The following is a 12,827-nucleotide window of genomic DNA, read 5'->3' as shown; positions in this document are numbered from 1 at the left end:
CGCATCAGGAGATCGCGGCCAGCCGCTTGGAGAGCGGCGACATGCGAGGTCACGCTTTCGGCCAGATCGAATAGAACACGCCGAGTCTCGTCGGACGCCGTGCTTGAAAAGTGCACCTGACTCTCGGGCTGCATTTCTGGTACCTCCGGTTCGTTTTAGCCGGTGTCGTTGAAGTTCAGGCTTAATTCTTACGACCACAGCCTCCGAATCGGAGGCTCTCTGGAAACGTTGAGCATTCCGGGCACGGCTCGTCACATGCATCAGTGGTGGTGGATCAGGCGTCGTATGTGGTTTCTGGGGTGCCGTTGACTCGAACAAGTGAGTTCTTAACGCATGCCGTAGAGTCTCCGCGGAGTAGCTGATAGGTGCACGTTGCCGACGTCCAAGAAAACCCCGCTGTCCGGATCGCCTACGTGAACTCCGGGTTCTCTCTAATACGATGCGGCGACTTCGGGCCGGCCGGCATCCGCTGAACTACGCATCCATGCCGCTCCGAGTACGTATCCGCGCCGCTTCGGTACGTACTTTGAGTGACAAACCTCTATGCCAAGACCCCGCCGCCTTCGTCTCCACGACACGCTTGACAACCCAGCCCGAGCCCTTAACTACCCGGCATTTGGGCTAGCCGGCCGCTGTTGTTGCCGCCGGCTCGTCGCTGTTGCGAGACCCTCAACAGTGAAAAGACATCGATACCCGGGCGATGTGCGGGAAGATGTAGGCGCCGAAGAAGATCTGGTTGGCGCTGATCCATTCGATGGGGGTCGGGCTCAGGGTCGGTGACCAGATCCATCCGTGCTGCCACAGCGGAACGTCGTGGTTGTCGAGGAATAGGAACCTTGATCCCCAGGAGTCTTCTCCGACGTTCCTCGACATCACGGTCGCCTGCCATCGGGCGGTTCCGTCATCGAAAATGTCCAACCGGTTTCCGCCCAGCGTGCATCCCCCTGAGAACAGCCTCGGCCAGGAGAACGACAGCGTCGCAAGCGTCGCACTGGCCGGGATGTCTATCACGGTTTCGCTCAGCGCGACGCCGGATGCTGGCGCATGCGTGTGGGGGTGCTCATCATCGTTGATTGCGGCGGTGGTGTCTTTCGAGTCGGTCATGGCGTGGTCCTCCATACGTACCGCTTGGTGGTGGTGCGCCTCGGTCTCGAACGTGCTTGCTGCGGCGGTCGTCCGCTCATCCGATCTGTTCGTAGACCTTGACGGAGTAGAACAGCCAGTGATCGTTGTTGGCGTTGCGCAGGGCCCAGGGGTGCCAGCCTTGTTTGGTGATGGTTTCGGTGAATTCCAGGTCCGCGTCGCCGCCGGCGACCGTGACCGGCGTACGGTCGTTGAGCTTGTAGCGGGTGGTCGCGGTGACGTCGGTGGTCAGATGAAAGACCACCTTGTAGGTGTGTGGCCTGTCGTCCGGGACCGCGTACATGGGCACGGCGCTCTGATTGATGGACGGGTCCAACACCTTCGGGTTGAAGTTGACCAGGATCGGGGTGAACGCGTAGACGCCGTAGAGCGTCAATACGCTGTTGGGGGTCTGCACGTGAGCTGGGTCGAGTGTGGCGGCCAACGACCACGCGGCGTCCGGGGCGGATTCGATCTGCCTTTGCTGCGACGCGGTCCGGCCCTCAGTGGCGGCAGCCGCCGCGGGAAGCACTCCGAGAGTCATGGCGGCCGAGGTAAGCATGAGTGCCAGGCGGCGAAGGGCGGGCTGTCGGTGCCTGAGTTGATGGCGCACTGCGAGTCTCCTCGATCACGATGTCGTCGGCGGGAAGTCCCGGCCGGCTGGGGTTGGCTTACCGACGAGGTTTCCGTGGCGGCTTGCCGCGTGGGGAAATCCCAGACAAATCCAGCAGGGAACATCCACTTGTCCCGATCATGTCCGAGTGGCAGATCGTGGACACGAGCCCGACCTCACCTGCCGCGTCGATACGCTGAACGAGCGTTCTCGACGGTCACCTATGCCTAGGGATGATCTATGGATGCTGTGCGGCCGGATGATGCGTTCGCCGCGATTCCGGACCCGGGCCGGGCCCGCACTCTCGATGAGCTGATCGACGAACTGCGGTCGTTGAAGGTGTGGGCCGGGGACCCGTCCTACGAGTGGATCACCAGCGAGATCAACGACGCGTGGACCGCCGCCGGTCGCCCGGCCGGGGAGTCGGCCAAGAGGCCCACAGTCGGGGATTGTTTCAAACCCGGCCGGCGACGGCTGAACACCGACCTCGTCATCGCGATCGTGCAGGCCCTGCACCCTGACGTGGGATACGTGACCCAGTGGCGCCAAGCGCTACGAGTAATCGGTGGGGAGACCCGGGCAGCGGCGCAGGTGCGGACCCAGGACCGGCTGCCGCCGGACCTGGTCGGCTTCACCGGCCGCAGCACCGAACTCAACCAGCTCCGCCAGGCCCTGCACCACAGCCAGCAAAATGGTGGTGCGGTGGTGATCTCCGCGATCGCGGGGATGGCCGGAATCGGCAAGACCCAACTCGCCATCCACGCCGGGCACCTCCTCACCGGCGAGAGGCCGTTCGACCGGGTGCTGTTCGTCAACCTGCGCGGGTTCCACCCCGACCCGGCCCAGCCACCCGCCGATCCGGCCGCCGTCCTCGACGGCTTCCTGCGCCTGCTCGGTGTGCCCGGCCAGCAGATCCCGCACGACCTGGACGCCCGCACCACGGTCTATCGTGGCCAGCTTGCCGGCGTCCGTGCCTTGGTCGTCCTGGACAATGCCGCCGACGCCGATCAGGTCTGGCCGCTGCTACCGGAGACCCCGGGTTGCCTCACCCTGGTCACCAGTAGGCGAAGCCTCGCCGACCTGGACGCGGCGACACAGCTCACGGTGGACGTGTTCACGGCGGACGAGGCCCGGCAATTCCTGACCCGAGCCGCACCCCACGTTCCGATCGGTGACGATCCCGACGCGGCGGCCCGGATAGCCGCACGTTGCGGCTATCTACCGCTGGCGCTCGGGCTGGTTGCCGGGCACATGCGGGCCCAACCGGGCTGGACGCTGACCGATCACGCCGACCGGCTCGACGAACGCCACCAGCAGCGGCGCCTGGACACCGGCGTCGAACTCGCCCTCGACCTGTCCTACCAACACCTACCAGCCGACCGGCAACGACTACTGCGACTACTGGCGCTGCACCCGGGCCAGGACTTCGACGCCTACGCCGCCGCCGCGCTGGCCGACACCGACCTTCACACCGCCCAGACCCGCCTGCACCACCTGTGCGGCGACCACCTACTGCAACAGAGCACCCCCGGCCGGTACACCTTCCACGACCTGGTCCGCGGCTACGCCAACACCCGCGCCCACGACGAAGACCGCCCGCCCGAGCGCCGCACCGCCCTGACCCGCCTGTTCGACTACTACCTGGCCACGGCCGCCGCCGCCATGAACACCCTGCACCCCGCCGAAGTCCACCACCGACCCCATACCCCTCCGCCCCGCATTCCCCGACCGGGCATGCCCGTGCCGGATCTGACCGACCGCGGCGTTGCCCTTGCCTGGCTGGATACCGAACGGCCCACTCTGGTCGCGGTTGCCGCACACACCAGTACGTACGGCTGGCCCACCCACACCGTCCGACTGTCCATGACCCTGTTCTGCTACCTCGGCGGTGGACACCTCGTCGACGCCGTGGCCGTGCACGGCCACGCCTACCAAGCCGCCTGCCACGGCCGCGACCCGATCGGACAAGCCCACGCCCTGACCAACTTCGGCGACACCCACCTGCGGCTTGGCCGGTTCGAGGCGGCTGTCGAGTGCCTCCAAAATGCCTTGAATCTGTTCGAGCAGGCCGCCTCCCCGGTTGGTCAGGCTCGCGCATTGCGTACCCTCGGCATCGCCGAGACGTACCTGGGCCACTACCGGCCAGCCGCCCGCCGAATCAAGAAAGCCCTGACGCTGTACCAGCAGGCCGGCGACCGACTCGGCGAAGCAAATACGCTGATCAACCTCGGCACCGTCGAGACGTACCTGGGCCATTACCGGCCAGCCGCCGACCACTACGAGCAGGGCCTCATCCTGTTCGGACCGGACGGTGAACGGGTCGCGCAAGCCTACGCGCTGAACGGCCTTAGCGAGCTTGAGATACGAATAGGTCGGCCGGGGCCGGCCGTCGACCATCTTCAGCAGGCCCTGCGTCTGTGCCGGCAGGCCGGCAATCGCATCGGCGAAGCCTGGACGCTCGACAGCCTTGGCAAGCTATACACCCGCCTCGGCCAGCCTGCCCAGGCCACCGAACACCTCCTGCAGGCCGCCGTCATCCACCGCGAGACCGGCAACCCGTACGGCGAAGCCTGCGCGCTCAACGGCCTCGGCGAAGCCGCACACACCGCCAGCCACCCCTCCGACGCCCTCACCCACCACACCGCCGCCCACACCATCGCCGCCGACACCGGCGACCGCCGCCAGCAGGCCCGCGCCCTCATCGGCCTCGGCCACGCCCACCACACCCTCAACCACCCCGGCCAAGCCAGCCAGCACTACCGGCACGCCCTGACCCTCTACATCGACCTCGGCGTGCCGGAGGTCGACCAGATCCACGCCTACCTCGCCGCCCTCGACGACAACGGCTCAGAACAGCGGTGATGGGAACACCCGCTGGTTGCCTTCAGGGAAGGTCCCGGCCCTGGTCACCTGACCGTGCTCGCGTCCGGCCGGAGTTGGATGCGCACGTCGTCGTCGTACGGAATGATCAGGGTCCTGCTCTGCTTGGTCCATTTCCCCGGCACCACGACTGGCCAAGTCCGGAAGCCGCACCTCGTACGACGCCTGACGAATTCAGCGACCGCCGCCGGCCCACATTGATTCCGGGCCGGCGGCGATCGCTGTTTCTGTGGCGAAACGTTTGTCGACCTCAAGCGAGGGTGGCCGCCGAGCGCTCCGCAAATATCGGTCCGAACGCCGCGACAGTGAAGGCGCTGCTCACCGCGGGTGCCGACCCGATCGGCGGCACCCCATCCGTGGTGGCCACGGCGAATCTTCAAGCTCTCCGAGATGGCCTCACTGCTGAGGGAGCAGCGGTCCCCACGCGTCAGCTCGCCGAAGCACTTGCGTCGACGGCTGCACGGATCTCATCTGCCTGACGGTCGGTCGCGGCGGCGTCGTGGGCGAGATCGGGGTCGGTGGCGGGCTGGGGCACGCAGAGCAGAAGCGCTTTCGGCCGTACGGTGATCAGCAGTTGTTTGCCGGCCTCGATGAGGTCGCCGTCGAGCTGGCGTGGCTGGATCCGCTTGCTGTTGATCTCCACCCGGGTGGCTGTGAAGGTCTTCATGTTCGAGACCGTTTCCTTGCGTCGGATGACTCCCCAGCCCAGTGCCAGCCAGTGCCGCAGAGTACGCGGACTCAGGACGGCGACATCGAGCAGCCCGTCGTCGGGCCGGGCGTCGGCGAGCAGCCGCATTCCGCCGCTGAGCCGTCCGACGTTGCCGACGATCACAGTGCGGGGGCGGCAGGCGAACGACGGCCGGTCGTCGAGGGTGACGCGGACCCTCATGGGCCGGTCTCGCAGGTGCCGTGCTGCTCCGGCGGCGTAGGCGAGCCAGCCGATGTGCTTCTTCGCGGTGTCGTTGGTCGCGTCGAGCATGTGGGCGTCGAAGCCCATGCCGGCCATCACGGCGAAACTCTGCTCGCCGACGGCGCCGACGTCTATACGCCGGCGTCCGCCCTGCAGTACGACCTCGAGCCCGGTGGCGAGGTCGCCGGTGAGTCCGAGGTTGGCGGCCAGCAGATTGCCGGTGCCCGCGGGCAGCACGGCGAGAGCGACGTCGGTTCCGGCCAGGGCGGTCACACATGCCATGACGGTGCCGTCACCGCCGCAGGCGAAGACGAGTTCGGCGCCGTCACGCACCGCCTGAGAGGCCTGGCCGGATCCCGGGTCGTCGACTGTGGTCTCCAGCCACATGGGCTTCGGCCACCCAGCGGCGGTCAGAGTGGCCGTGATGGTGCGGCGGAGCTGGGGCAGGTCGGGCACCTTCACCGGATTGACGACGACGGCTGATCGCAGAGCGGCGGTCGGTGATGCGACGGGCTTGGTGGGAGCGTCCACGGGGAGTCCTCGAACTTTCTGGCGGCGAAGCAGCACATGAAACCGCCGCCGCCCCGGACGTCGATGTCCGGGGCGGCGGCGGTCGTGGGAACTGATCAGACGTCGGAGTCGCGGCTGCCGGCCTTGGCCAGCCCTCGGCTGACCATGTAGCCGATGGTCAGCAGGGTGATGTAGAGCCAGGCCCGGTCGGCGCGGAAGTAGTCGCCAGCGGCGCCGTTGTCACCGTTGCCGTTGCCGTCGACCGCCACGGACGCGATCAGGATCCCCACGGTGATGACGACATACGCGATGAACTCCGTGGTCTTGAAGGCGGCCTTCGTCTCGGCCGAGCGGCTACGCGGAACCCGGTCGGTGGGAGTCACGTCGTGCCGAGAAGTTTCCAGGTTGGAGCGGGTCAAGAAATTCTCCAGGTGCGATCAATGCCCGGCCAGCATGTCGTGCCTCGCATTGCTGCGGCTGGTTAAAGGCGAATGAGCCGAAGAAGCGGCTTCCCGATGACAACTGTTTGTCACCGTCGATTCAGCGGATACCCGGGCCGTCCGGGCACAAACAGGAATGCTCCCGCAGGTTCGTCACCGGTCCCGCCGGCTCACGCGCAACCGATGAACGCCCATACCGGTTGCCTACCGTTTACGGCCTTGCCGAGCGGGTAGTCGTTGAGAACTGCAGTCGTCGCCCTGGGGCGGTGACGCGGCGGCCGCCCAGACTCCGCGGCCCTGCCATCAGCTCACGCCGGCCCGCCCGACAGAGACGTCGTGTCTGGCCGTCAGATTTCTAGGAGTCGCGCGATGAGCGCATCTGTTACGCAGCGGCCGCGGACGGCCGGCAGCGATTTCGCCGTGCTGAATCGTCAGATCGTCAACGCCGGACTGCTCGAACGACGTCCCGCCTACTACGCCGCGCGGTCGAGTGTCGTGGCCGCGATGTTCGCCGGCGGGTGGGTGGCTTTCTTCCTGATCGGCTCTTCCTGGTGGACCGTGGCCGTCGCGGTGTTCCTCGGGATCGCCTTCTCACAGGCGGCGCTATTGGCGCACGACGTGGCCCACCGACAGGTGTTCCGTACGAAGAGGCCCAGCGAGCTGGCCGGTCGGATCGCCGCGAACGTGGCGGTCGGGATGAGCTACGGCTGGTGGATGGACAAGCACACCCGCCACCACAACAACCCCAACCACGACGATCTCGATCCTGACGTACGACCTGAGGTGCTGATCTGGGCCACCGAGTCCGCGTGGGGCCGGCGTGGTTTGAAGGGCTTCATCACCCGTCATCAGGCCGGGTTGTTCTTCCCCCTGCTGACGCTGCTCAGCATCGATCTGCGTATCTCCAGCTTCAAGGCGCTGCGGCGGCCGGGCATGAAGCGCCGCGGCTCGGAAGCCGGCTTGATGGCGTTGCATCTGGTCGCCTATGTGACCGCGTTGCTCGTCGTGCTGTCCCCGCTGCAGGCGCTCGTGTTCTTCCTCGTGCACCACGCGGTGTTCGGCGTCTACCTGGGAATGACGTTCGCGCCGAACCACAAGGGCATGCCGCACCCGACCGGCGACGAGGACTACTTACGCAAGCAGGTGGTGACCTCACGCAACGTCGCCGGGGGCCGGCTGATCGACGCGGCCCTGGGCGGCCTGAACTACCAGATCGAACATCACCTGTTCCCGGCGATGCCCACCCCGAACCTGAAGAAGGCCCAGCCCCTCGTCGAGGCGTACTGCCTGCGTGCCGGTGTGCCCTACGTGGAGACGAGCCTGGTCGAGTCGTACCGGCAGGCGCTGCGTCACCTGCACGAGGTCGGTGCCCCGCTGCGTACGGCGCGATGGAACCGGTGACAGCGGCCAACTTTCTCGGTAGTCGGGTAGTCCTGCGGGCCGTCGTCGGAGGGATGCCGGCCCGCAGGACGCCTCCGTCAGTGTTCGCGTCAGCCTGTCGGCTCGGTCTTCAGCAGTGCCATCGTCAGTGAACCTTTTTCAACGTGGCCAGGGCCGTACGGAGCGGCGCCGGTCAACGGCGCTGAAGCCTCCGGCCGGTCGCCAGGTTGAAAAAGGTTCAGTGTCAGCGCCGCGGTCACGGTGGTGATCGGCGCTACCTGAGTAGGAAACGCCCGCCGCATCGTCGGGTGGAAGACCTCGAATCGATGTGACACCGATCTGATCCTGGCCGCGCTCGAGTACGGCATCTGGTCACGCGACGTCCGTGACGGCGGCCTGATCCATCACAGCGACCGCGGGATTGATCTCCAGATCGATGTGACTGCAGGACCCCGCTACTGACGCTCAGAACCAGCCAGGCGATTACTCCAGTCGGTGTTCTCCGTACGTGAGGGACAGGGTAAACGTCGATCCGGTGTTCAGGGTCGAGGTGACGCTGATGTCTCCGTCCATCGCGCGGGCCAGCCTGCGGGCGATGAACAGTCCCAGGCCGGTGCCGCTGGTGCTCATCGTCATCGGATCTTCTACGCGGTGGAACTTCTCGAAGACCTTGTCGAGCTGGTCGGTCGGAATACCGTAGCCCTGGTCCCGGACGTCGACGTGCAGGCGGGTCACGTCGAACCGCAGGCCGACCCGCACCTCGGTCTCCTCCGCGGAGTACTTGAGACCGTTGCCGATCAGGTTGGCGAGCACCTGCAACGTGCGCTCCGCATCACAATGGGCAAAAACGGGTACCGACGGCAGGTCCACCCGGACGCGGGCCGAACCCAGATCCCGGGCGGCTTGAGTGATCAGCGCGCACAGGTCGTGAGTCGCTGAGGACACGCGCAGGGAGATGTCGTCCGGGTTGTCACCGATCCGCGAGGCGAGCAGGAGATCCTCCACCAGCCGGGAGAGATGCCCGGCGCGGTCCCCGATCAGGTTCAACGCATCCAGTCGCTTCTGGGGAGTCATCCGCTCCCCCCGTTTACGCAGCAGATCGACATAGCCGATGATCGGCGTCAGCGGCGTCCGCAGCTCGTGCGACACCATGGCGATGAAGTCGGATTTGAGCCGGTCGGTGCGGTATTCGCGGGTCAGGTCGCTGATCACCACCACGTCGCGGACGAGAGCGGTGAGGGTGAAGATCGCCGAATGGGCTAGACGCAGGCGGCGTTGCTCCCCGTCGGGGCGACGGACGGTGAGTTCGGAGACCGCCTTCGGTTGCGCCACCGACACCGGCATGAGCAGCATCTGTTCGTCCTCGACGGGCACGTCGAGGACATCTATGACCGGCCGGCCGGCGGCGTCGGCCGCGTCAATACCGGTGATCTCGGCCAGCGCCCGGCTCCACATCTGGACCAACCCGTCGCCGTCGATCACCATGATGCCTTCGGCGGACTGCTCGACGACGGCCTGCAGCTTGCTGGTCTCGTCCACGAGCCGGTCCAGGTGCTCGGCGCCGCGCATGGCCACGGCGAGAGCGCTGGCCAGTGAGGCCAGCAAGCTGATGTCGCCGGTCGTCATCCATCCGCGATCGCGGCGATGGACGGCGAACGCCGCCGTACCGAATCGGCGGCCGCCGCCCTGGATCGGGACGACCACCATCCGGCGCAGGCCTGCCGGCAGGTCCTCGGACAGGTCCACCGGCCCGTCGATCCGGCGTAGTTCAGCGAGGTGGCGTGGAATCGGGCCGTGTCGCGGGGAACCAGGTGCGGCGGCCTCCACCGAGAGCGCCACGTCGTCGTTGTCCAGCATCACGACGGCCAGGTCGGCGCCGAAGGCCTCCCGGACCAGGACGACGAAGTGACGCACCACGTCCTCGCGCTCGGCGAGGGCGTGTGAAAGCTGGAGCAGGCAGCCGGAGCGAGAACGTTCCTCGGCTTCCCGTGCTGCCGCCCGGTAGGCGTAGGTGACCGCGAGTGCGGGCATCGCCATGAACGGCAGCAGCAGTGGTGCGTGCAGCGCGATTTCCGTGGTGGTCAGCCCGGTCGCGACCGTCCCGACGGCCATGTATCCGGACAGCCGGGCCTCCGAGCGGACGATCAGCCAGGGCGGCTGGGAGTTGATGACGCCCAGGATCTGAGCCAGGCAGCAGAGGTTCACCATCGTGAAGGCGATCGTTGCTAGCACCACGCCGGCGAGCACGTGCAGGGTCATCACGCCGGGCGTGCCGGCCACCAGATGCACGATGATGATCAGTACCGAGGTGGCGGCCGTGTAGGTGCCGACGTTGAAGAGCGCCTTCACGACGGGCCGCCGCTGCAATCCGCTGGCGAACACCAGCCCGCCGACGGTGGCGATCAGGGCGTCCCGGGGCGACAGGAGCAGGACGTCGATGATCAGGGCGACCTCGTAGAGGCTGAGCTCCTCGACGGCTTCCCCGTGCCGTAGTCGCACCACGGCTATCTCGGCGAGGCAGGTCAGCACCGTCAGGCCGGGCAGCAGCAACGCCGTCGGCACACCGATTCCGCGCAAGACGCTGCCGTGCCCCGGAAATCCCAGGATCACCACGGTGGCCAGCCCGGAGCCCAGCAGGACGACCGCCACCACCCGGCGCAGGATCGGATCGCCCAGCTGTGAACGCACGGCGCCGGCCGCCCGGGACAGACCCGGGCGGCCGGCGCGTGACGGAGCCGTGCTCACGACAGGGGCATCCAGGCCCAGGCGCGGGCGGCCCATCGGTCGGCCGCCCAGGCCCGTGCCGTCCAGTCGTCGGCGGCCCAGGCTCGGGCGGTCCAATCGGAGCCGGCCCAGGCGCGGGCCGCCCAGTCGTCCGACGCCCAGGCTCGAGCGGCCCACGCCCGGGCCGCCCAGGCCCGGGCCGCCCACTCACCGGCGGCGCCGGCCCAGGCCCGCGCTGCCCAGGCCCGTGCCGCCCAGGCGCGTGCGGCCGGGTCGAGTTGTGCCCAGGCCCGGGCAGCCCAGTCCCGCGACGCCGGGGTCAGCTTTGTCCACGCCCGTTCGGCAGCGTCCTGGTCGCCGTCCACGACGGCCTTCGAGAATGCCGCCCAGCGGCTCGCGTCGCGCCCGATCGTGGCGGTGTCGTCGTCGTACTGTTTCTGCGCCTTGCTGACGCGCCAGCCGGACGCGGACTTGAGCACTCGAGAAGCGTCCAGGCCGCCCGCGCCGCCGCCGGCCGCCCGGCTCAATCCGGCACTTGCGTACGTCGTGGTGGTGAGCAGGTTCTTCATCGCGTCCGGCCGCAGCCGGGGCTGCAGGGCGAGCGCGCCCGCGGCAACGCCGGAGGTCACCGCCGCGGCCATCGACGTCCCGGAACCGCGGAAGTAGCCGTTGCCGACCCGGGCCTGAGGGTTGCCCTTGTCGACCACGCTGCCCGGCGAGCGCAGGCTCACCACATGACCGCCGACGGCGACCAGGTCGGGCTTGGCGTCGCCCTGCCAGGTGGGGCCGCGCCCCGACCAGGTACCGACCACGTCGTCGCCATGGTCGGCCGTTCCCTCGGCATCGAGGCCGCCCGTGGTCAGCAGCAGCGGGTCGTTGCCAGGGGACGTCACCGAGCCGGTGCCCGGGCCGTCGTTCCCCGACGGCACGACCACCATGACGCCCTGGTGCCACAGCGATTCGAGCGCCTGCGTCAACGGGTCGATCTGGTACGGCAGTGGGCTGTTCGAGGACAGCGACAGGTTGACGACCTGCACGTCCTCGCGATGGTCGCTGACCCACTGCAGGCCGCGCAGCACGGTGGTGAGGTCGGTGCGCCCGTCGGCGTCCGCGACCTTGACGTCGATCAGCTTCGCGCCGGGCGCGACTCCGCGGTAGGCGCCTCCCGAGGCCCTGCCCGAGGCGGCGATCAGGCCGGCCATGAACGTTCCGTGGCCGTAGCCGTCACCGGTGCCGGTATCGGTCAGGTCGACCCGGTCGGCCACCTGCCCGGCGAGGTCGGGCACGGCGGCGATGCCGGTGTCCACCACGGCCACCGTCACCCCACGTCCTTCGTCGCCGTCCGCGGGCAGACCGAGCATCTGGCGTACGGCCACCCCGCCGGCGGTACCGTCTGGTGTCGCCGCTTCGGCCACGGCGATCTCACGCTCGGGGGCGATCGACCACGCCGGGTCGAGGGTGCTGTCCTGCGCCAGTTGAGCGGCAACGCCGCGGACGACCGGCAGCTTGGCCACCACTCGGCCGCCGGCCGCCTCGACCGCACGTGCGGCCCCGTCGGCGTCCGAGCCGGTGACCACCACATCCCGCCACGCGGCGGCGACCGGATGCGCGCCGGCGGCGACCGGGAGGCCGGTGACGGCCAGCGCGGCAGTGATGATCGTGGCCATGCGCCGGCGGTTTCCAGCGGTCATTGATAGGCAGCTCAGTCTCATGCTGCAATCTCCCAGTCACGTTCAGTAGTCGAGGGGGGCGTGGAGAAGTAGCGCGAACGGCTGCTGTCTCGGGAGACCTATATCGGTTGCTCCGCGGCCGTCTTGAGCAGGATCGCCTCCCGGTTCCCGGTCGGCCGTCGTCATCGGTCGTTGGCGCCCGCCTGGTCGTTCAGCACGCCGTCGATCAGGTCCAGCACAGCGTCCGGGGTGAACGGCTTGGCGAGGTAGTAGTCCACACCGCTCGCCCAAGCACGCGCGTCGGCATCCGCTTCGGCCGCGGCGGTCAGCATGAGCACGGGCACCGGTTCGCCAGGTTGGGCACGGATCGCGCTCAGCACCCCGAAACCGTCGAGTCCCGGCATCATCACATCCAGCACCACGAAGTCCGGGCTGGACGCCTCCACCGCACGAACAGCAGCCAACCCGTCCACGGCGACGCTGACCTCGTACCCATCCATCTCCAGCACGTCGATCAGAAGTTGCCGGATCGCCGGGTCGTCGTCGACCACCAGGATGCGTGCCATGACTCCTCCTCC

At 67.9% G+C, this 12,827-nt stretch carries 10 protein-coding genes; 2 read left to right on the top strand and 8 right to left on the bottom strand.

Annotation, left to right across the window (positions count from 1 at the left end):
* Positions 1–669 precede the first annotated feature (669 nt).
* A complete protein-coding gene (locus AB0M54_RS38490) occupies positions 670–1,104 on the bottom strand; it encodes a DUF6294 family protein (RefSeq protein WP_364476869.1) in 435 nt (144 codons plus the stop codon).
* Between the two features lie 76 nt (positions 1,105–1,180).
* Positions 1,181–1,666, bottom strand: a complete 486-nt coding sequence (locus AB0M54_RS38485) for a hypothetical protein (protein ID WP_364476867.1) — start codon at positions 1,664–1,666, stop codon at positions 1,181–1,183.
* 309 nt (positions 1,667–1,975) lie between these two features.
* On the opposite strand from AB0M54_RS38485, the gene AB0M54_RS38480 reads away from it, so the two are divergent.
* On the top strand, positions 1,976–4,597 hold the full coding sequence (locus AB0M54_RS38480) for a tetratricopeptide repeat protein (RefSeq protein WP_364476865.1): 2,622 nt from the start codon (positions 1,976–1,978) through the stop codon (positions 4,595–4,597).
* Between the two features lie 445 nt (positions 4,598–5,042).
* Here the strand turns inward: AB0M54_RS38480 and AB0M54_RS38475 are convergent, their stop codons facing one another.
* A complete protein-coding gene (locus AB0M54_RS38475) occupies positions 5,043–6,056 on the bottom strand; it encodes a diacylglycerol kinase family protein (protein ID WP_364476863.1) in 1,014 nt (337 codons plus the stop codon).
* A 95-nt stretch (positions 6,057–6,151) separates the two neighbouring features.
* Positions 6,152–6,454 (bottom strand): hypothetical protein, encoded by a 303-nt coding sequence (locus AB0M54_RS38470; RefSeq protein ID WP_364326422.1) that lies wholly within the window; start codon positions 6,452–6,454, stop codon positions 6,152–6,154.
* A 390-nt stretch (positions 6,455–6,844) separates the two neighbouring features.
* Between AB0M54_RS38470 and AB0M54_RS38465 the strand changes: the two genes are divergently transcribed.
* Positions 6,845–7,876, top strand: a complete 1,032-nt coding sequence (locus tag AB0M54_RS38465) for an acyl-CoA desaturase (protein WP_364476861.1) — start codon at positions 6,845–6,847, stop codon at positions 7,874–7,876.
* Positions 7,877–7,965: 89 nt separating this feature from the next.
* Here AB0M54_RS38465 and AB0M54_RS38460 read toward each other — a convergent pair whose 3' ends face one another.
* The 4 genes from AB0M54_RS38460 to AB0M54_RS38445 all read right to left on the bottom strand — a co-directional run bounded on the left by AB0M54_RS38460 (position 7,966) and on the right by AB0M54_RS38445 (position 12,815).
* Positions 7,966–8,190 carry a hypothetical protein gene (locus tag AB0M54_RS38460; protein WP_364326417.1) on the bottom strand — a complete coding sequence of 75 codons (225 nt, stop codon included), beginning with the start codon at positions 8,188–8,190 and terminating at the stop codon, positions 7,966–7,968.
* A 148-nt stretch (positions 8,191–8,338) separates the two neighbouring features.
* Positions 8,339–10,600 carry an ATP-binding protein gene (locus AB0M54_RS38455; RefSeq protein WP_364476859.1) on the bottom strand — a complete coding sequence of 754 codons (2,262 nt, stop codon included), beginning with the start codon at positions 10,598–10,600 and terminating at the stop codon, positions 8,339–8,341.
* The gene (locus tag AB0M54_RS38450; RefSeq protein ID WP_364476857.1) at positions 10,597–12,270 is read right to left on the bottom strand and encodes a S8 family peptidase; all 1,674 of its coding nucleotides are present in this window, start codon (positions 12,268–12,270) and stop codon (positions 10,597–10,599) included. The genes AB0M54_RS38455 and AB0M54_RS38450 overlap by 4 nt, the downstream gene beginning before the upstream one ends.
* A gap of 161 nt (positions 12,271–12,431) precedes the next feature.
* On the bottom strand, positions 12,432–12,815 hold the full coding sequence (locus AB0M54_RS38445) for a response regulator transcription factor (RefSeq protein ID WP_285685715.1): 384 nt from the start codon (positions 12,813–12,815) through the stop codon (positions 12,432–12,434).
* Positions 12,816–12,827: the final 12 nt, after the last annotated feature.

Source organism: Actinoplanes sp. NPDC051470 (genome assembly GCF_040682035.1).
Classification (GTDB): Bacteria; Actinomycetota; Actinomycetes; order Mycobacteriales; family Micromonosporaceae; genus Actinoplanes.
This window is presented reverse-complemented; position numbering and strand designations above follow the sequence as displayed.

Excerpts from the sequence above, each read along its gene's own strand:
- AB0M54_RS38490 (WP_364476869.1), bottom strand. The coding sequence starts at position 1,104 with ATGACCGACTCGAAAGACACCACCGCCGCAATCAACGATGATGAGCAC.
- AB0M54_RS38485 (WP_364476867.1), bottom strand. The coding sequence starts at position 1,666 with ATGACTCTCGGAGTGCTTCCCGCGGCGGCTGCCGCCACTGAGGGCCGG.
- AB0M54_RS38480 (WP_364476865.1), top strand. The coding sequence starts at position 1,976 with ATGGATGCTGTGCGGCCGGATGATGCGTTCGCCGCGATTCCGGACCCG.
- AB0M54_RS38465 (WP_364476861.1), top strand. The coding sequence starts at position 6,845 with ATGAGCGCATCTGTTACGCAGCGGCCGCGGACGGCCGGCAGCGATTTC.
- AB0M54_RS38450 (WP_364476857.1), bottom strand. The coding sequence starts at position 12,270 with ATGACCGCTGGAAACCGCCGGCGCATGGCCACGATCATCACTGCCGCG.
- AB0M54_RS38445 (WP_285685715.1), bottom strand. The coding sequence starts at position 12,815 with ATGGCACGCATCCTGGTGGTCGACGACGACCCGGCGATCCGGCAACTT.